Consider the following 19357-nt stretch of genomic DNA (forward strand, 5'->3'; position numbering starts at 1 on the left):
CGTGAGCGATGTAAAAATCCGCCGGGCGCTGCTGTCAGTGTCCGACAAGACCGGACTGGTCGAGCTGGGCCAAGCGCTGGCCGCGCGCGGGGTGGAGCTGGTCTCGACCGGCGGCACGGCCAAGGCCCTGCGCGATGCAGGGCTGGCGGTGAAGGACGTATCGGAGCTGACCGGCTTTCCTGAAATGATGGACGGACGGGTCAAGACCCTGCACCCGACCGTCCACGGCGGGTTGCTGGCGGTGCGCGACAACCCCCAACACGCCGCTGCGATGGAATCCCACGGGATCGGCGCGATCGATCTGGTTGTGGTCAACCTCTACCCGTTCGAGGCGACCGTGGCCAAAGGCGCTGACCGCGACACGATCATCGAGAACATCGACATCGGCGGCCCCTCGATGGTTCGCTCGGCGGCAAAGAACCACCAGTTCGTGGCGATTGTCACGGACCCGGCCGACTATGCCGGGCTGCTGGCCGAGCTGGCGCAGACAGATGGAGCGACCACGCTGGCCTTCCGCCGACTGCTGGCCGCCAAGGCCTTTGCTGCCACCGCCGCCTATGACAGCATGATCGGGCAATGGTTCGCCTATGCCGATCAGGGGCAGAAATTCCCGCCGATGGTCAGCATGACCCGCAAGCTGGCGGGGACGCTGCGCTATGGTGAAAACCCGCACCAGGATGCCGCGCTTTATCTTCCGGCTGGCCCCCACGCCAAAGGCCTGCCCCAGGCCCAGCAGGTTCAGGGCAAGGCGCTGTCCTACAACAATTACAACGATGCCAATGCTGCACTGGAACTTGCTGCAGAGTTTGCCGGACAGCAGCCCGCCGTGATCATCGTCAAACACGCCAACCCATGCGGGGTTGCCCAGGCCGATACCTTGCTGAAGGCGTGGCAGGGCGCACTGTCCTGCGACGATGTGTCGGCCTTTGGCGGGATCGTGGCGACCAATGTCCCGCTGGACGGCCCCACGGCCGAAGCGATCTGCCAGATCTTCACCGAGGTCGTCGTCGCGCCCGGAGCAGACGATGCAGCGCGCGCGGCCTTTGCCAGGAAAAAGAACCTGCGCCTGCTGATCACCGATGGCCTGCCCGATCCGCGCCGGCCGGGGCAGACGCTGGCGATCATTGCCGGGGGCATCCTGGTGCAGGACCGGGACAGCGGCGCGATTGAGGAGGCTGACCTCAGGGTAGTGACCAAGCGTGCGCCCAGCCCGCAGGAAATGAAGGACTGCCTGTTCGCCTGGACTGTGGCGCGCCACGTGAAGTCGAACGCGATCGTCTATGCCCGCGACGGTATCACCGCCGGGATCGGTGCCGGCCAGATGAACCGCCGCGATTCGTCCCGCATCGCCGCGATGAAGGCAGCTGAAGCGGCCGATAAACACGGTTGGGAACAGAGCCGCGCGGTGGGCAGCGCAGTCGCTTCCGATGCCTTCTTTCCCTTCGCCGATGGGCTGCTGGCCGCGGCGCAAGCCGGCGCGACCGCGGTGATCCAGCCGGGCGGATCGATCCGCGACGACGAGGTTATTGCCGCCGCCGATGCAGCCGGATTGGCGATGGTGTTTACCGGAATGCGCCATTTCCGCCATTGACCATTGGCGTAAACCATCATTTCAACGCAGCTGCGGATCGCTTCACCGCGTGAACGGTCACGAATCCGCCGTGTTCACTTGGCGGTAAGGGCATTGTCTGCACAGAGGCCGTCAAGCGAATCACGCACCATTTTTCCGAAAGCCGTTTCATGGGCCTGTTCAAAGCCGATCTGTACCGTTCGTTTGCCATCGGCTTTGCCCTTGGCGCAGCCGCCTTGGTGGCGACGGTCGGGACGCGCGGTGCAGAACCCCAGAGCGGCATCGTCGCTGCGGCTCAGGCGGCACCGGTCGCGGTCGACCAGACCCGTTAAGCGTTCCGATTGCCCCGCGGCGCAGGGCATCCTATATCCGCCCGATGGCGGCACACCATCATCATCATCACGAACCCAGCGGCAACAACCTGATCGAGGCCGCCCGCGCGGAACTTGTCGAAGCGGGTGAACAGTGGACCGACATGCGCGGCGAGGTATTCCAGGCGCTGGCGGACCAGTCACGCCCTGCCAGCGCCTATGATATTGCCGAGGATGTATCAAAGGCGCGCGGCAAACGCGTAGCGGCCAATTCGGTTTACCGCATTCTCGATCTGTTCGTGAAAACCAACCTGGCGCGCCGGGTGGAAAGCGCCAACGCCTATGTCGCCAACCCGCACCCGGGCTGCCGCCATGACTGCATCTTTCTGATCTGCGACAGCTGCGGCAAGGCAACCCACATCGATGATGACAAGCTGACCGGCGCGCTGGTCGAGGCCGCGCACCAGGCGGGCTTTGCCGATATCCGCCCGGTCGTCGAACTGCGCGGGCTGTGCGCCGACTGTTCGAACGAGGCCTGAGTCACCCGAACTGGGTCAGGCTCAGCAGGTTTCCATCGGGATCGGCGAACCAGGCCACGGCCGATCCGCCCTGGGGCGAGCGCCAGATGGCATCCGGGCCCTGATCGTACCCTTCATAGATCTTGAACGCTACCCCCTTGGCTTTCAGCGCGGCGACGGTTGCTGCAATGTCTGACACATGCCACCCCAGCACGGTGTGGCCTGCCGCCTGATAGCCATCGACCGTGGTCAGCCGCATCGGGGTGCGGTTGCCCAGATCGAAAGTCACGGCATGCTCGTCCTCGCCCAGCACACGCAGGCCTAAAACATTTGCGTAGAACGGCTTCGAGCGCGAACGGTCGGCAGTGATGACGAAGCCCAGCGGCTGGGCGGTGGCTGGAAGCGACATTGGCAGGTCTCCGCGAAGGCGATCGGGGCAGGCGTGCCCCAACGGTACAATCGACACCCGTGTAGCAAGTGTGTAAGGCACTGACCATGAGCCAAACTCCGGCAACGCCCCTGCTCGATACTGTCGATACACCCACCGACCTGCGCCGCCTGCCCCCTGGCCAGTTGCGCCAGCTGGCCGATGAACTGCGGGCTGAAATGATTTCTGCGGTCGGGCAGACCGGCGGGCATCTGGGTTCGGGCCTTGGTGTGGTCGAACTGACCGTGGCGATCCACTATGTTTTCAACACGCCCGATGACCGGCTGATCTGGGATGTTGGCCATCAGGCCTATCCCCACAAGATCCTGACCGGGCGGCGGGCGCGGATGACCACGCTGCGCCAGGGCGGCGGCCTGTCCGGCTTCACCAAGCGCAGCGAAAGCGAATACGATGCGTTCGGCGCGGCGCACAGCTCCACCTCGATTTCGGCGGCGCTCGGCTTTGCGATTGCCAACAAGCTGTCGGATCGCCCGGGCAAGGGCATTGCCGTGATCGGCGACGGCGCGATGAGCGCGGGCATGGCTTATGAAGCGATGAACAACGCCGCCGATGCGGGCAACCGGCTGGTCGTGATCCTCAACGATAACGACATGTCGATCGCCCCGCCGGTCGGCGGGCTGTCAGCCTATCTGGCCAAGCTGGTATCTTCGCGCCCCTTCCTGTCGTTACGCGAACTGGCGCGGCGTTTTTCGCGCAAGCTTCCCGAACCGTTGCACAAGGCGGCAAAAAAGACCGACGAGTTTGCCCGCGGCATGGCCATGGGCGGAACACTGTTCGAAGAACTGGGCTTTTATTATGTCGGCCCGATTGACGGGCATAACCTCGATCAGCTGATCCCGGTCCTTGAAAATGTCCGCGATGCCGAAGTCGGCCCGTGCCTGGTCCATGTCGTTACGCAAAAGGGCAAGGGCTACGGCCCGGCCGAAGCGGCGGCGGACAAATACCACGGAGTGCAGAAGTTCGATGTCATCACCGGCCAGCAGGTCAAGGCCGCACCTGGCGCACCGTCCTACCAGAACGTGTTTGGTGAAACCCTGGCCAAGCTGGCTGACAGCGATCCCACGATCTGCGCCATCACGGCCGCCATGCCCAGCGGCACCGGGGTGGACAAGTTTGCCCAGGCGCACCCTGCCCGCGCTTTCGATGTCGGCATTGCCGAACAGCACGCGGTGACCTTTGCCGCCGGCCTTGCCGCGCAGGGTATGCGCCCGTTCTGCGCGATCTATTCGACTTTCCTCCAACGCGCCTACGATCAGGTGGTCCACGATGTGGCGATCCAGAACCTGCCAGTGCGTTTTGCGATCGACCGTGCCGGTCTGGTCGGGGCCGACGGCGCGACCCATGCCGGCAGCTTTGACGTGACCTATCTGGCCAGCCTGCCCAACATGGTCGTCATGGCCGCCGCGGACGAGGCCGAGCTGGTCCACATGACCTATACCGCCGCCTGCCATGACAGCGGCCCGATTGCGTTTCGCTATCCCCGCGGCAACGGCACCGGGGTAGCCTTGCCTGATGTTCCGCAGCGGCTTGAAATCGGCAAGGGCCGGGTGGTGCGCCACGGCAGCAAGGTGGCGATCCTGTCGCTCGGCACGCGGCTGGCCGAAGCGCTCAAGGCGGCTGACCAGCTGGAAGCCAAGGGTCTTTCAACCACGGTTGCCGACCTGCGTTTTGCAAAGCCGCTCGACCATGATCTGATCCGCCAGCTGATGGCCACGCACGAAGTTGTCGTGACGGTGGAAGAAGGCAGCATTGGCGGGCTGGGCGCGCATGTCCTGACCATGGCCAGCGACGAAGGGCTGACCGATGCCGGCCTTAAAATCCGCACGCTGCGTCTGCCCGACCAGTTTCAGGATCACGACGCGCCTGACAAACAATACGACGCGGCCGGGCTGAACGCTCCGCAGATCGTCGATTGCGTGCTGATAGCGCTGCGGCACAACAGCGCCGGGGTGGAAGAGGCGCGGGCCTGATTCAGCCGATCCAGCGCCAGATTCCTGCCGGGATTCCGATCGTCCAAATATGCGCCCAGGTTGCAACCAGCCACAGCGCCAAGCCGCCCAGTCGCGGGGTCCATCCGGCTTTGAGCGCTCCTGCCGGGCGGGGCCAATAGCTGGTCTTTGCTTCCCAGGCCTGCCAGTCCGCGCCCATCAGCACTTCCTTCTTGCGGTCCTGCAGATGCGCACCAACCAGTGCCAGCACTGCGATGGCCAGCGTCAGCACGATCACCCGCGGGGTAGGACTGACCAGCAGGTGGGCCGCGCTCCACAGGGTGAAGGACCACATCATGGGATGACGCGTGATGTGAAACACGCCGTGCGGCCCTTGCCGCGCCAGATCGGCGGCACCCGGCGCAGGCAAGGCCGGGTTGCCCATGAACGATCCGACCAGCAGGATCGAGGCCGGGATCATGATCAGCGTGGCCAGGATCCAGGCCGCGTCGGCCTGGCCGTTCCACGCCGGCATGCCGCTGTCGGCCGCGCGGAAGGCCAGCACCATCCAGGCAAAGCTGCCCAGCGCGACCAGCGAATAGATCGCCATGAAACCTTTGGCACCCGCGGCCTTGACTACGGCGCCGCGCAAGGGATGCGACAGCACGAAATGCGTGCCCACGAACGTCAGACTGGCGGCGATCAGCCGGGTAAGAGACGGGTCCATCTTCAAGCTCCCCATGTTAACGGCGTTAACTATGGGTAGCACAAAGAAACGTTTTGGCAAGCCGGTGCGGCGTTACCGGCTGTCCTACCAATCGTAAGCCTTGGGCAGCGACCCTTCCTGCGGGGTCAGATAGCGATCGCGCAGGCGGCTCTGATGGTTCTGAAGCGGCTGTTCGATGCCGTCGATGAACAATCTGACCACGCCGCTGCGCGCTTCCAGCGGATCGCCGTCCCAGATCACCACATCGCCGGCGCGGCCCGCGCGCAACGATCCGAACCGGTCGGCCATGCCCAGTGCATCGGCCGGGCCGGAACTGATCGCGGCAAATGCCTTGTCCCAGGTCAGCCCGGCCGCGCGCGGCAAGCGTCCCAGCGCGACCAGATTGCCGGCAAACTGCGTTATCGTGGGCGACATGCTGTTGAAAAAACCCAGCGATACCTTGACCCCGGCGGCGGCCATGCGCCCGACGTTGCTTTGCGTTGAGGCCAATTGTTCGAACCGGGCGGGCAGATCGTTCAATGGTGTGGCCAGAACCGAAACGCCTGCCGCAGCCAGGTCGCTTGCGGCCAGCCAGCCTTCGCTGGCACCGACAATCACCAGTTTGAGGGCGGGAAACTCGCCTTTCAAGCTCAGCGCCATGCGGATATCGGCGGCGCGTTCGACGTGTGCGTACAGCGGCTGTTTGCCTGTCACCACCGGCACCAGCGCCGCCGCATCGCGGCGGGTCAGCAGGACATCGTTGCGCCGAGCGCCCGCCGGGGCCAGCGCAATCTCGCGCGCTTCGGCCAGGGCGTTGCGCAGCACGGCATAGGTTGCGGCGCGGCTTCCGCCAGCCAGACGCGCACCGTCCTCGCCCAGTTCGGCATACTGGAACGCGCGCGGCAGTGTGACCGCGCGCGGATCGCTGCCCAGATCGATGATCGCACCCTGGCCGCCAAAGATCGCCCCGGTGCCAAGCGGCGCCACCGCTGCGCGGGTCACCCCGTTGGCACGGGCAATCGCGATCGGCTGGGCATGGGGATTGATTGCCGGAGCCACATCCAGCGCCGCGTTGAACGGCGATTTTTCCGCGCCCACATCATTGCTGGCATCGACCGCGCCCACATCGACCAGACCCAGGTCCGTTACCGCGACGACCAGCCCGGGTGTGACCCATTTGCCGCCCGCATCGATTACCGGCACGCCGGGCGGCACGGCAACCCCGGCGCCGGCGGCGGCCACTTTGCCTGCCCGGATTATCACCGTGCCGCCGTCGATCGGGGCCGACCCGTCACCGATCACGACGCGGGCGTTGGTGATCGCCATATCCTGCGCCTGGGCAGCAGTTGCGCCAAGCAGCGCGGCCATCAGGGGCAGAGCGCTGCGCCGGATCATTTCACGTCTCCTTCGCCCGGCTGGCCCAGTTCAAAGTCGCTGACCGGGCGGCGTTTGGGATCGTTCGCGTCATAAAGCAGCGCGCCGTCGACCCAGACTTTTTCCGGGCGGCTGTAGGTTGACAGCGGGTTTCCGTTCCACAGCACCACGTCGCCCATCTTGCCAGCTTCCAGGCTGCCGGTAAGCTTGTCCACCCCGATTGCCTTGGCGGCGTTGAGCGTGAACCAGCGCACCACTTCTTCGTCGGGAATGGCAATCCCGGCACGGCGGGCCGATCCCTGGGCCTTGGCCGCTTCCTGATTGAGGCGCTGGATGCCGTTTTCGTCGTCAGAATGGATCACCACGCAGGCCCCTGCCTTGTACAAAATGCCGGCATTTTCGGGCACGGCATCATAGCTTTCCATCTTGAAGCCCCACCAATCGGCCCAGATCGCGCTGCACACGTCCGCGGCTTTCAGCAGGTCACCGATCTTGTAGCTTTCAACCGCATGGTGGAACGCGCTGACCTTGTACCCGGCCTCTTTCGCCATATCGAGCACCTGGGCCATTTCATCGGCGCGGTAACAGTGGTTCTGAACCAGGATTTCGCCGTCGAGCACTCCGGCCAGCGTCTCCATCGCAAGATCGCGCTCTTCCAGCTTGCCCGCGGCGCGTTTGGCCCGGTATTCCCTGGCCTTGATCCAGATCGCCCGGTCTACCGCGAAGTTGCCCATCCGGGTTGACGGGATCTGGCCTTTTTCGCCGTAGACCCGCTTGGGATTTTCGCCGCAGGCCATTTTCATCCCGTAGGGCGCGCCGGGGAACTTCATTCCCTGCACGGTGCGCGCATAGACATTCTTCAACGTCACTGAGCGCCCGCCGATAAGATTGCCCGATCCGGGCAGGATCTGCAGGCTGGTCACCCCGCCGTTGACCAGCGCGCGGGAAAAGCCGGGGTCCTGCGGCCAGACCGAATGTTCCGCCCAGACCTGCGGAGTGGTCGGGCTGGTCATCTCGTTCCCGTCGGAATGAGCGTCGACCCCGGGGCTGGCATAGACGCCAAGGTGGCTGTGCACGTCGATCACCCCGGGGGTGACAAACTTGCCGGTGCCGTCGATCCGCACCGCATCGGCCGGAACATCAAGATCGGCCAGCGCGCCCGCCGCCGCAGCGATCTTGCCATCGCGCAGCAGCACGGCGCCCTGATCGATCCGCTTGCCGGTACCGTCAAACACCGTTGCCCCAGTGATCAACGTGGTGCGGCCGGGATAGCGGCGATAGGTGGACGGAAACGGGTTCTTGTCGAAATCGCGCGCGGCCTTGACCGCGGCGCTTTCGTCCTTGTCTTTCTTGTCCCTGGCACCGGCGGGCGCGGCGGCCAGAGCCACAGCGCAGGCTGCCATCATCCCCAGCCGGACGTGCCGCGCCGATCCCATCATCCTGCGTCCCTTGTCTTGATTGAGCGTCAGCTGCGCGGCGCGGTCGTTGCCGCCTCACCCTCGCCGCCGCCATGGATGGTTGGCTGATCGTCCGGGTTGCCCCGGTCTTCCAGACTGTCGAGGTGCATCCAGCGCTTCACCAATGGCGACAGCAGCAGAACGACAACGCTGATGGCGATCGCGATCCAGCCGATCTTGCTGTAGATCGCCAGAGTCAGCTCTTTCGACATCTCGCCGCTTTCCCCGCCGGTTGCCTCGCCGATCTTGCCGGCGACGAAATTGCCCACCGCGGTCATGTAGAACCATGCTCCCATGACAAAGCTGGCCAGATGCAGCGGCGCCAGCCGCGCCATGGCCGAAAGCCCGACCGGAGACAGGCACAGTTCGGCCGTGGTGTGGAGCAGATAGATCAGGAAGACGAACAGCACCGGGGTCATCGCCGCGGCGCCGACCGAATTGGCGCCCCACACGAAGACCAGAAAGCCGATCCCGACCTGGGTCAGTGCCAGGCCGAACTTGGCCGGGGCCGATGGTTCCAGCCCCTTGCGGCCCAGCCACTGCCACAGCGCGGCAAACACGGGCGCGAACAGTACAATATAGATCGGGTTGATCGACTGGAACAGGCTGGTCGGCACGCCGCCCTTGTCGACATACTTGTCGGTAAACAGGTTGAGACTGCCCCCGGCCTGTTCGAACAACCCCCAGAACAGCGGGTTAAGCGCAATCAGGAACAGCATGGCAAAAATGCGTTCGCGTGGTTCCTTGGGCAGCTTAAAAGCTTCGTACAGCGTATAGCCCAGCATCGCGAGGCCGCTGACAATCAGCAGGTTCTGGATCACGTCCTGATACTGTATCAGGGCCCAGATCATCGCCACCGCGGCCACGCCGATGCCGTAGAGCGTCACTTCGCGCTGGCGGGTCAGCGGCTGCGGCGCTTCGCCGCGGCCGCGCAGGGCCGGACGCCCGATCACGAAGATGATCAGGCCCACGACCATGCCGATCCCAGCCAGGCCAAAACCATAGGACCAGCCAAGCGTTTCGCCCAGATAGCCGACCAGGATCGTCCCCAGCGCCGCGCCGACATTAACCCCCATGTAGAAGATAGTGTAGGCGGCATCGCGGCGGATGTCGGTCATCTTGTAAAGCTGCCCGACGATGACCGATATGTTTGCCTTGAGGAAGCCTGAGCCCACGATGATGAAAGCCAGCGCCGCCCAGAACACATTGATCGTTGGATCGCTTTGCCCGCCGCTGCCTTCCACCGCCATCAGGCCGTGGCCCATCGCGAGCAGCACGCCGCCGAAAATGACCGCCTTGCGCTGCCCCAGATAGCGGTCGGCAATGATGCCGCCCAGGACCGGAGTGATGTAGACCAGCGCACCATAGGCCCCATAGATCAGGTTGGCCTTGCCGTCTGAAAACAGCCAGTGCTTGGTCAGGTAAAGCACCAGCAGGGCGCGCATTCCGTAGTAGGAAAACCGTTCCCACATTTCGGCATAGAACAGCACGAACAGGCCGCGCGGATGGCCGACAACCTCTTCGCTGCGGCGCATGGCAATCAGCCCGCCTACGGCCAGAAAAGCGAACAGCGCCAAGGCGCCCAATGCGGCGATCCAGTCGCCCTCGGTCCAGCCGGACATATCTTTCATTTGCGATCCCTTGTCCCTGATCTGCGGCCGCCATGCAGCGCGCCAGAATGGCCGGGAGACTAACCGCGATTTTCAGCCTGTGAAGCGAAATTCGCCCCGCCTTTCCGATTATTGCTAATGTGCCCCGAAATGGCCGAAGCCGCTTGCCCGACGCGCTGTATTATGGCAGTCAGTCACCATGGCTCCAACCGGCAAACCCGTTTATCTCAAGCTTCGCGACCTGATCGCTGCGGCGATCATCGATGGCACCTATCCCGAAGGGGCGATGCTTCCGTCGGTCCGCGCTTTTGCTGCTGATCAGGGCGCCAATCCTCTGACCGTGGCAAAGGCATACCAGCAGTTTCAGCTCGATGGACTGGTCGAAGTGCAGCGCGGCGTGGGCATGTATGTCGCGCGCGGCGCGGCTGAGCGGCTCAAGACCAGCGAGCGCGATCTCTTTTTGGCACAGGAATGGCCGCTGCTGCGTGACCGGATTGCGCGTTTGGGGCTGTCATTGACGGAATTATTGGAAGAAAACGCATAACAATCGATAGTTACGGATTGCACACTTTGACACGCTCTGGCAGTGTCGTTGATGCAGTGTCGCTTTTTCGGGTCGGAAGCAACGCGGCATATTGTGGCATAGCATAATGCGTCCGGGCGTCATCACCCGGGGAGGGCGTACGATGATCAGATCCGAACTGCTGGCCGAACTGGCCAAGGAAAATCCCGGCCTGCGGGCTGAGGAAATCGAAAAAATCGTGAACGTGTTCTTTGACGAGATCGCCGCACGGCTGGCGAAGGGCGGCAGGGTCGAACTGCGCGGCTTCGGCTCGTTCTCGACCCGCGAACGCGATGCGCGCAAAGGGCGCAACCCGCGCACTGGCGACAGTGTCGACGTACCCGGTAAGCACGTCCCCTATTTCAAGCCGGGTAAGGAAATGCGCGCGCGCCTCAACACGGATTAGGCCGGATTGCGTTTCCCCAGCGAACTAGGGATTTGCCGCAGGTCATCACTGACCGCGCTTTAAGGCTGCCCGCATAGTGTCCCCCCCAATCCGGCATCAAGCCCGTTTTGGATGGAGGACGTATGAAGGTTGCGCTGGCCGATCATGGCAATGCCGCAGCAAATCCGGATGCCGAGGCGCGCACGGCCCCGCGGGTTTCGCTGCTGCTGCGGGCGGCAAAGCTGATCAGCCCATCGGCCGAATTTCTGTGCATCCTGCGTGACGTATCATCGACCGGTCTGAAGGCGCGGCTGTTCCACCGGCTACCGGCGGAACGTCCGCTCAAGCTGGAGCTGGGCAATGGACAATGCTTCACCGTCGAACCGGTGTGGGAACGCGATTCGCACGCGGGTTTCCGCTTTCTGCACCAGGGGATCGACGTGACCGAGCTGGTCCGCGAAAGCACTCCTTTTCCGCGCCGTTCCTTGCGCCTTAAACTGACCCGCGACATCGTGGTCAGCGATGGCGCGGTTCAGCACAAGGCCCAGTTGCGGGATATTTCGCTGCTGGGTGTCTCGATCGAAATCGCTACAGCGCTGCCGCTGCGCAAGGAAGTGACGATCGCGCATGACTCCATTGCCCTGGGCGCAGCCCGGGTTCGGTGGCGTCGCGGACCGGTTCACGGGCTGGTCCTGCAGCGCAGCCTGACCATGGAACAGCTAGCCCGGTTGCTGGCCCATGTTCATCTGGGTGCGGACGAGGCGGCCCCGCTTGTCCGGGACAAGGGCTGAACGCGCTGCTCTGGACAAGCGCGCGCCCTTTCGTCACAGCACGGCGCACAGGCGGACGTGGCGGAATGGTAGACGCCGGGGACTTAAAATCCCCTGATCCTTGATCGTGTGGGTTCGAGTCCCACCGTCCGCACCAGCGCCAGGTCCGATGCGCGAAAATGCGCGGGCGTTAACCATCAATTAGCCAATTTCCTTCACTCCTGCCCTCAATTCCAGACGGGGGCACAGGCGTGGGTAATACTCTTTCGAATTCCGGCACTGCAGCGCAGCAGGTAGACGTAGCGATCATCGGGGCGGGTCCGGCCGGGCTGACCGCCGGTTACCTGCTGACCAAGGCGGGCTTGACTGTTGCGATCATCGAAAAAGACGACACCTATGTCGGCGGCATCAGCCGCACGGTCGAACACGAAGGCTACCGCTTTGATATCGGCGGCCACCGGTTCTTTTCGAAGAGCCAGCAAGTCGTCGATCTGTGGAACGAAATCCTGCCCGATGATTTTATCCAGCGCCCGCGGATGAGCCGCATCTATTACGAGGGCAAGTTCTATTCCTATCCCCTGCGCGCTTTCGAGGCGCTGTTCAACCTGGGGATCATCCGTTCGACCCTGTGCATGGTCAGCTTTGCCAAGGCGCAGGTGTTCCCGAACAAGAAGGTCAAAAGCTTTGAGGACTGGACGGTCAACCAGTTCGGCTGGAAGCTCTATTCGATCTTTTTCAAGACCTATACCGAAAAGGTCTGGGGCATGCCGTGCGACGAAATGAGCGCCGACTGGGCCGCTCAGCGGATCAAGGGGCTCTCGCTGTGGGGTGCGGTTGTAGACGGCCTGAAGCGCAGCCTGGGCCTTAACAAACGCCCCAACGACGGGCAGGAAGTCAAAACCCTGCTCGAAACATTCCGCTATCCCCGCCAGGGCCCCGGCATGATGTGGGACGCTGCGCGCGACAAGATCGCCGCGACCGGCAAAGGCGAAGTTCTGATGGGTCACGCGCTCAAGCAGCTTGCCGGTGATGGCCAGGGCGGCTGGCGCATGACCGCAACCGGCCCGCAGGGCGATACGGTGATCAGCGCGCGTCATGCGATCAGTTCAGCGCCGATGCGCGAACTGGCGGCGCGGCTGCATCCGCTGCCCGATACCAGCCTCAACGCCAAGGAACTGCGTTACCGCGACTTTCTGACCGTGGCGCTCAAAATCCGCTCGGACGACCTGTTCCCCGATAACTGGATTTACATCCATGACAGCAAGGTCAAGGTCGGCCGGATCCAGAACTTCCGTTCGTGGTCGCCCGAAATGGTGCCGGACGAATCGGTAGCCTGCGTCGGGCTTGAATACTTCTGTTTCGAAGGCGACGGATTGTGGTCGATGAGCGACGACGACCTGATCGATCTTGCTACCCGCGAACTGGCCCAGCTTGGTCTGGTTTCCGCCGATCAGGTGTTCGGCGGCGCGGTCGTGCGGCAGGAAAAGGCCTATCCGGTTTATGACGAGGACTATGCCAGCCATGTCGCTGCCATGCGCCACGAACTCGAAGCGGTCCATCCGACCCTGCACCTGGTCGGCCGCAACGGCATGCACCGCTACAACAACCAGGACCACGCGATGATGACCGCCATGCTTACGGTCGAGAACATCAAGGCCGGTGAACGCGTTTACGACACCTGGTGCGTCAATGAGGATGCCGAATACCACGAAGCCGGAGACGAAGGCGCCGAGCGCGTCCTGCCTGCCGCGCCGCGCCGCGAGGTCAGCGAAGACCAGGCCGCCGCACTCGCTTCGGTCCGCGATGTTCCGGAACGGATCGCTCCGGCCAAGCGCGACGCCGCCTGATCGGGAGAACCGCGATGCTGCGCCGCGCTGCCGACATCGTCCTCATTCGCTACCTCCTCGCCAGCGTGCTGGCTTTGGGGGTGGACATGGGCACGTTCCTGACCCTGCTTTATGCCGGCACGGCTGCCATGCTGGCGGCGACCATTGGCTATTCGCTGGGGATCGTCGCGCACTGGCTGCTGTCCAGCCGTGCGGTGTTTGCCGAAGGGGTCGCCGCGCGCGGTCCTGAACGGACGCGGCAAAAGGCGCTGTTCGTGCTGTCGGCCTTGCTGGGACTGGCGCTGACTACTGCCATCGTCGGTGCGGCTACTCATCTGGGAATCGATCCGCGGCTGGCAAAGCTGGTCGCGATTGGCGCCAGCTTCACGCTGACCTGGATGCTGCGCAAGGCGGTGATCTTTCGAACCCGCGTGCAGGCATGAATCTGCCGGGCACCGCACCGGCGCAGCCCGCCGGGGTGCTGGGCCGGATCTTGCCATTCTGGTTCGGCTTTGCCGCGCTCTATCTGATTTACCGCTGGCCATATATTGCAGCCCTCAAGCAGGCCGATCCCGATGATACCCTGCGCCTGGTCCAGGTGCGTGATCTGCTGGCGGGTCAAGGCTGGTTCGACCTCCACCAGTACCGCATCGATCCACCACAAGGTGTGGTCATGCACTGGTCGCGGCTGGTCGATCTGCCGATTGCTGCGGTGGAGATGATCCTGCGCCCGGTACTCGGCGCAACTCTGGCCGAGCAGGCGGCCAGTGTAGCCGTTCCCTTGGCTACATTCGGTGTCATCCTGATACTCCTTGCGCGCATCGCCCGGCGCCTGTTCGACAGTCAGCTGGCGGGTTACTGCGCGGTACTGGCGGGAACCTCGTTCCCGATCGTCACCCAGATCCTGCCGACCCGGGTCGATCATCACGGCTGGCAGATCGTTGCCGCCCTGGGCGCGCTGCTTGGCCTGACCGATCCCGAAGCTCGGCGCGGGGGGCGAATTGCCGGATTCAGTCTAGCGATCGGCATGGCTATCAGCCTTGAATTGCTGCCGGTTGCGGCGCTGTTCGCCGCTGTCCTGGCCTTTTCGTGGCTGCGCCGCCCCCAGCAAAGCGAGCGTTTCATCACTTTCATGATCGCGCTGGCAGGCGGTTCGGTCGTTGCGTTTGCGCTGACCCGCGGGCCCGACTGGACCAATTATTGCGACGCCGTTTCACCTGCATACCTCGCCAGCCTGTGCCTCGCCGCCTGCGGCAGCGCGATCACCGTGCGGCTCGCCGGCGCTTCGCCGCTGCGCATAGCCGCTGGCCTGGCCATCAGCGGAGCTGCTGCCGGTGTGGTGCTGGTGGCAATCGCCCCGGCCTGTCTGGCCGGACCCTTCGGTTCTCTCGACCCATTGCTCAAGACGGCATGGCACGACAATGTGCTTGAAGGCCTGCCGGTGTGGTGGCTTGATGCGCCAGCCATGGTGCAGTGGGTCGTTCCGCCCTTTGCCGGGCTGGTCGCTGCCGTCGCGCTGTGGCGGAACGCCGCGGACGATGAACGGTCGCAGCGGCTCGATTATCTTCTCTTGCTTGCCGGCAGTTTGCTGTTGGGGACGATGGTTCTGCGTTCGATGGCTTTTGCCATTGCCTTTGCCCTGGTGCCGCTGGCCTGGCTGGTCCGTTCGCTGGGCGCGCGGCTGGAAACGGCGCGCGGCCTTCCCCGCAAGCTTGGCCTGGCCGCGCTACTGCTAGTCTGCGTGATGCCTGCGCTGCCAGTCTATTTCGCGCAGTCAGCACTGGGCCTGGAACAGGACGATGCTTCCAGTACAGCGACTGCCGCCAATGGATCCGTCAGCACGCGCGATCCCCGAATTGCAGCCGCAGCGCTGGGCGCTTTGCCGCGCGGCACCATATTTGCCCCCCTTGATGAAGGGCCGCGCATATTGCTGCATACTGCACACGCTGTAGTTGCCACCGGCCACCATCGCGGGGCAGCTTCGATGCATGACGTCATGGTCGGCTTCCTGGTTGATCCGCCTGTTGCCCGCACGATCCTTGCCCGCCACGGCGCGCGTTATGTGGTTCTTGATGTGCAATCGAACGAGGTTGGCGTTTACCGTTCGCTCAGCCCCAATGGTCTGGCTGCACGGCTGTCCGACGGGCGCATCCCCGATTGGCTTACCCCGCTGCCGATGCCGCGCGAAAGCGGGCTGCTGGCCTTTGCCGTCAACACCCGCTGAGGGCCAGCCGGATCAGAACCTTTCGATTGTGGTTTCCAGTTTGCGGAAGCCGTGCACAAAATTAGCGCGCACCCGCTCAACCTTGCCAGTGACATGCACACGCATGCGACGTTTATGCATTTCTTCCAGCAGGATTTTCAGTTGCAGTTCTGCCAGCCGCGCGCCGACACAGCGGTGGATGCCATAGCCGAAAGCGACGTGGCGCCGCGCGTTTTCGCGATTCAAGATCAGCTTGTCTGGATTGTCGAACACCGTCTCGTCACGGTTGGCCGACAGATACCATAGGATCAGTTTGTCGCCCTTGCTGATCTGGTGTCCGAACAGATCCGCATCGGCGGTCGCGGTGCGGCGCATGTGGGCCAGCGGCGTCACATAGCGGATGCATTCCTGCACCCCGTTGGGGATGACTGAGGGATCTGCCTCAAACAGCGCGCGCTGGTCGGGAAACTGGTCAAGCGCATGGACGATGCCCGACATTGTGTTGCGAGTGGTATCGTTGCCGCCGACGATCAGCAGCACCAGATTGCCCATGAACTCCTGCGGGCTCATATGGTTCATCGCATCAGAATGCAGCATCATGGATATGAGGTCGCGGCTGGGCTCTGCGCCAGAGCGTTCGACCCACAGTCGCTGGAAATAGTGCCCCATCTCCAGCAGGATTTCGTGGCGTACGTCAATCAGTTCGCGCGCCAGGCCCAGTTCGACATCGCCTGCCCAATCAGACCAGTATGTCAACAGGCGGCGGTCCTTCCACGGAAAACCGAACAGGATAGCCAGCATGCCGGTGGTCAGTTCGATCGAGACCTTGTCAACCCAGTCGAACTGCTCGCCAAACGGAAGGGTGTCCAGCGTTGCGGCGGTGCGTTCCCGCACTTCAGCTTCCATGAAGGCAATTTCGCCCGGGGTGAAGGCGGGGGCCACGGTGCGGCGCTGGCCGGTGTGTTCGGGCCGGTCCATCGCGATGAACATCGGCAGCTGACGTTCGGCCAATACGGCCGGATCGATATCCGGCGGCGGATCGCCAATTGTGATGCCGCCGTATTGCCACGACGAGGAATACAGCTCGGGCAGCGATTCGACATGCTGTATGGTCTTGACGGTAGAGACGTTCCAGTACGCCCCGTAAGGACTTTCAGTGACTTTATTGATCGGCGCCTCAGCCCGCATCGCGGCAAAGATCGGTTGCCATTTATCCTCAACGTAGATGTCGCTGCGGCTGACGTCCCACTTTTCGGTGTGTCGCGGCAAATCCTGCCCGTGTTCTTTCAGCCAGGCGTCGAATGCTTCCATCGCGGTCGGTGACCGGCGATAGGTGAAGGCCTGATCCGGAGCGGTTGCTTGGGTCGCCATGCTTTAGTCCTCTCCGCCCGCGTCAATGCGCGATGCGTTTCTGCATGAGACTTATCCCGCCGAACTTACCAGAATGTCAATAGCGCACGCTGCCCGGATCAGGCGGCTACTGGCGCTGCATTTTTGCTTTTCCGTGAAAACCAGCGCCGCTTGCGCGTCCCGGCAGGGCCGCTCTTCATTACCCACTTACGGAACAGCCTTGCGCCCAGCCGGACCAGGATCGCCACACACAGCACCTGCCAGGCGATGCCAAGCAAGTGCGGCCACAGGGCCGCGTCCTGCGCTGCCCGCGCGATCATGGTGAAGGGCGAGCTGAACGGGATGACTGCCCCGGCGATCTCTGCGCCGCTGCCGGGTTTCGACATGGCCCAACTGGCGAAGAAGAAGTTCAGCAGTTGCAGCATCGATACCGGCATCGACAAAGTCTGCACTTCGCGCACCGTAGTTGCCATCGACCCGATTGCCAGGAACAACGATCCCAGCAGCAGGTAGGCAAGCGAGAAATAGATCACCGCCAGACCAAAAAACACCGGCCAGCCTACCGCCGGGGCCGGCATCGAGCCCAACCCCTGTCCGGCACTGGCAAAAACCGAACCGATCATCACCCCCCATACCGTCAGACCGACCCACGACACAGCCAGCATGGCAAACAGCTTGCCCAGGAACACAGCGTCCATCGGGATCGCCGCAGCAAGGACTTCGATGATCTTGTTGCCCTTTTCCTCGACCAGATTGGACAAAACCATGCCGGCTAACAACATGGTGAGCAGGAACAATACCACCTGGCCCATCTGCGCGGTGACGACGCGGCTGCGCTTGGTATCGGCCGTGCTGCCGGTCAGCTTGCCCATGGTCACAACGGGCGTAATCTTGGGCCCCATGCCGGCGGCTTCTGCGGCGATCAGTTCAACCTCGCCCTTCCAGCGCTCTACCCGGTCGACCGGCCCGGTCAGTACCGGGGCCTGCGGGGTGCCGCTAACGATCGCGCCCAGGTTGGCCTTGGTATCACGCATAGCCAGTGCCGGATCAAATGCATCGCCCGGCTTCAGGCGCCTGACCTCAACAAGTTCAGGGACCTGACCATCGAGCTTGCCGGCAAGTACGTGGCGCGCACGCGTCATGGACAGGATATCGAACTCGGTCATGGCGATGCCCAGCTTTGCCGGTTCGACATTCTGCTGGACTTTGGCACCGATCCCCCCGGCCAGCCCGCCAACCAGCAGCGGGAATAGCGGGCCAAGTAGGAAGAAGATGAAACTGCGTGAAAACAGGATGGCGACAAAATCGCGGCGCGCCACAACATAGGCTGCGGCCAGGGTCGACAGGCGTCCGCCCGTGGGATTGCTCATCAGCGTGGCTCCTCGGGCTTGTCTTCTTCCAGCGCACGCGCCGCAGCTTCACCCGCGATGGCGACAAAGGCATCGTGAAGGCCAGCGCGTTCGATCGACAGCGAAAGGATCCCCGCCTCACCTTCGATCAGCGCCCGCAGCAATGGCTCAATTCCGCTTTCGGGCAGATTGAACAGCCAGAACGCGCCCTCGTTTCGGGCATCGGCGGGCAGCGCCCTGCGCCACGGGCCATCAGCCGCCCGGGTTTCGAGCCGCACCTGCGGGCGGATTCGGTCACGTGCCACATCGACCGCTCCGGCAAACGGCACCTTGCCCCCGGCAATGATCGCAACCTCGTCGCACAGCCGTTCGGCATGGGCGATGACGTGGGTTGAAAAGATCACAGTGGTACCCTTGGCCGCCAGCCCGCGGATCATTTTTTCCAGCTTGCCCTGGTTGAGCGCATCAAGGCCCGAGAACGGTTCGTCAAACACAACCAGGCGCGGTTCGTGAACCAGGGTGCCAAGCAACTGGACCTGCTGTGCCATACCCTTGGACAGCTGCCGGATCTGCCGGTCGATGGCGTAGCCAAGGCCGTGTTCTTCCAGCAGTTCCTTGCCGCGCCGGCGGCCCTCAACCAGCGGCAGACCGCGCAGCGATCCCAGAAAGGCGATCGCTTCATAGGCTTTCATTGCCGGATATAGTCCGCGTTCCTCAGGCAGGTAGCCGATAGCGTGAGCGACCTCGTGCGGGCGGTCATGCCCCAGCACGCGGCGCAGGCCTTCATCGGGATCGATGATGCCCAGCAGCATCCGCAGCGTTGTGGTCTTGCCGGCACCGTTGGGGCCCAGCACGCCGTATATCGAACCTTCGGGTACAGCCAGATCGACCCCGCCCACGGCGGTGAAGCCATCGAACCGCTTGACCAGACCGCGCGCCTCGATCGCGAGCGGCCGTATGGCCGCCGCGTCCGCGTTGCTCGTCATCGGA

General features: G+C 63.4%; 18 protein-coding genes and 1 tRNA gene. 11 read left to right on the forward strand and 8 right to left on the reverse strand.

Going from position 1 to position 19357, the window contains the following annotated elements; genetic code table 11:
* Position 1 precedes the first annotated feature (1 nt).
* From purH to Q0L62_RS07730, 3 genes are all read left to right on the forward strand, one after another.
* Positions 2–1591: a bifunctional phosphoribosylaminoimidazolecarboxamide formyltransferase/IMP cyclohydrolase gene (purH, locus tag Q0L62_RS07720; RefSeq protein WP_296678588.1), complete on the forward strand. Its 1590-nt coding sequence runs from the start codon at positions 2–4 to the stop codon at positions 1589–1591.
* A gap of 149 nt (positions 1592–1740) precedes the next feature.
* Positions 1741–1902 carry a hypothetical protein gene (locus Q0L62_RS07725; RefSeq protein ID WP_296678590.1) on the forward strand — a complete coding sequence of 54 codons (162 nt, stop codon included), beginning with the start codon at positions 1741–1743 and terminating at the stop codon, positions 1900–1902.
* A 44-nt stretch (positions 1903–1946) separates the two neighbouring features.
* Positions 1947–2420, forward strand: coding sequence for a Fur family transcriptional regulator (locus Q0L62_RS07730; RefSeq protein WP_296678592.1), 474 nt, complete (start codon positions 1947–1949; stop codon positions 2418–2420).
* A 1-nt stretch (position 2421) separates the two neighbouring features.
* On the opposite strand, the gene Q0L62_RS07735 is transcribed toward Q0L62_RS07730, so the two are convergent.
* A complete protein-coding gene (locus Q0L62_RS07735) occupies positions 2422–2808 on the reverse strand; it encodes a VOC family protein (RefSeq protein WP_296678594.1) in 387 nt (128 codons plus the stop codon).
* Positions 2809–2894: 86 nt separating this feature from the next.
* Here Q0L62_RS07735 and dxs point away from each other — a divergent pair, with 86 nt between their 5' ends.
* On the forward strand, positions 2895–4817 hold the full coding sequence (gene dxs / locus Q0L62_RS07740; RefSeq protein WP_296678596.1) for a 1-deoxy-D-xylulose-5-phosphate synthase: 1923 nt from the start codon (positions 2895–2897) through the stop codon (positions 4815–4817).
* 1 nt (position 4818) lies between these two features.
* On the opposite strand, the gene Q0L62_RS07745 is transcribed toward dxs, so the two are convergent.
* The 4 genes from Q0L62_RS07745 to Q0L62_RS07760 form a co-directional block, all read right to left on the reverse strand.
* Positions 4819–5502 carry an NnrU family protein gene (locus tag Q0L62_RS07745; protein ID WP_296678597.1) on the reverse strand — a complete coding sequence of 228 codons (684 nt, stop codon included), beginning with the start codon at positions 5500–5502 and terminating at the stop codon, positions 4819–4821.
* Between the two features lie 84 nt (positions 5503–5586).
* Positions 5587–6876, reverse strand: a complete 1290-nt coding sequence (locus tag Q0L62_RS07750) for an amidohydrolase family protein (protein ID WP_296678599.1) — start codon at positions 6874–6876, stop codon at positions 5587–5589.
* On the reverse strand, positions 6873–8294 hold the full coding sequence (locus Q0L62_RS07755; RefSeq protein WP_296678600.1) for an amidohydrolase: 1422 nt from the start codon (positions 8292–8294) through the stop codon (positions 6873–6875). The genes Q0L62_RS07750 and Q0L62_RS07755 overlap by 4 nt, the downstream gene beginning before the upstream one ends.
* Positions 8295–8320: 26 nt before the next feature.
* Complete coding sequence (locus Q0L62_RS07760; protein WP_296678602.1) at positions 8321–9943, reverse strand: peptide MFS transporter; 1623 nt, start codon at positions 9941–9943, stop codon at positions 8321–8323.
* 178 nt (positions 9944–10121) lie between these two features.
* Here Q0L62_RS07760 and Q0L62_RS07765 point away from each other — a divergent pair, with 178 nt between their 5' ends.
* The 7 genes from Q0L62_RS07765 to Q0L62_RS07795 all read left to right on the forward strand — a co-directional run bounded on the left by Q0L62_RS07765 (position 10122) and on the right by Q0L62_RS07795 (position 15689).
* Positions 10122–10466 carry a GntR family transcriptional regulator gene (locus Q0L62_RS07765; protein ID WP_296678604.1) on the forward strand — a complete coding sequence of 115 codons (345 nt, stop codon included), beginning with the start codon at positions 10122–10124 and terminating at the stop codon, positions 10464–10466.
* 142 nt (positions 10467–10608) lie between these two features.
* Positions 10609–10890, forward strand: coding sequence for an integration host factor subunit beta (gene ihfB / locus Q0L62_RS07770; RefSeq protein ID WP_296678606.1), 282 nt, complete (start codon positions 10609–10611; stop codon positions 10888–10890).
* Between the two features lie 122 nt (positions 10891–11012).
* Positions 11013–11660: a PilZ domain-containing protein gene (locus tag Q0L62_RS07775; protein WP_296678608.1), complete on the forward strand. Its 648-nt coding sequence runs from the start codon at positions 11013–11015 to the stop codon at positions 11658–11660.
* Between the two features lie 51 nt (positions 11661–11711).
* Positions 11712–11796: transfer RNA gene (locus tag Q0L62_RS07780), tRNA-Leu, on the forward strand.
* 94 nt (positions 11797–11890) lie between these two features.
* The gene (locus tag Q0L62_RS07785; protein WP_296678610.1) at positions 11891–13486 is read left to right on the forward strand and encodes an NAD(P)/FAD-dependent oxidoreductase; all 1596 of its coding nucleotides are present in this window, start codon (positions 11891–11893) and stop codon (positions 13484–13486) included.
* Positions 13487–13500: 14 nt separating this feature from the next.
* The gene (locus tag Q0L62_RS07790; protein ID WP_296678612.1) at positions 13501–13908 is read left to right on the forward strand and encodes a GtrA family protein; all 408 of its coding nucleotides are present in this window, start codon (positions 13501–13503) and stop codon (positions 13906–13908) included.
* The gene (locus tag Q0L62_RS07795) at positions 13905–15689 is read left to right on the forward strand and encodes a hypothetical protein (RefSeq protein ID WP_296678614.1); all 1785 of its coding nucleotides are present in this window, start codon (positions 13905–13907) and stop codon (positions 15687–15689) included. Before Q0L62_RS07790 ends, Q0L62_RS07795 begins: the two co-directional genes overlap by 4 nt.
* 12 nt (positions 15690–15701) lie before the next feature.
* Here Q0L62_RS07795 and Q0L62_RS07800 read toward each other — a convergent pair whose 3' ends face one another.
* From Q0L62_RS07800 to Q0L62_RS07810, 3 genes are all read right to left on the reverse strand, one after another.
* Positions 15702–17039, reverse strand: a complete 1338-nt coding sequence (locus Q0L62_RS07800) for a cytochrome P450 (RefSeq protein WP_296678615.1) — start codon at positions 17037–17039, stop codon at positions 15702–15704.
* Between the two features lie 98 nt (positions 17040–17137).
* Entirely contained in the window at positions 17138–18388 is a 1251-nt protein-coding gene (locus tag Q0L62_RS07805) for an ABC transporter permease (RefSeq protein ID WP_296678617.1), read from the reverse strand.
* On the reverse strand, positions 18388–19353 hold the full coding sequence (locus Q0L62_RS07810) for an ABC transporter ATP-binding protein (RefSeq protein WP_296678619.1): 966 nt from the start codon (positions 19351–19353) through the stop codon (positions 18388–18390). Before Q0L62_RS07810 ends, Q0L62_RS07805 begins: the two co-directional genes overlap by 1 nt.
* Positions 19354–19357: the final 4 nt, after the last annotated feature.

Origin of the sequence: Novosphingobium sp., assembly GCF_024642085.1 — a bacterium.
GTDB lineage: Bacteria > Pseudomonadota > Alphaproteobacteria > Sphingomonadales > Sphingomonadaceae > Novosphingobium.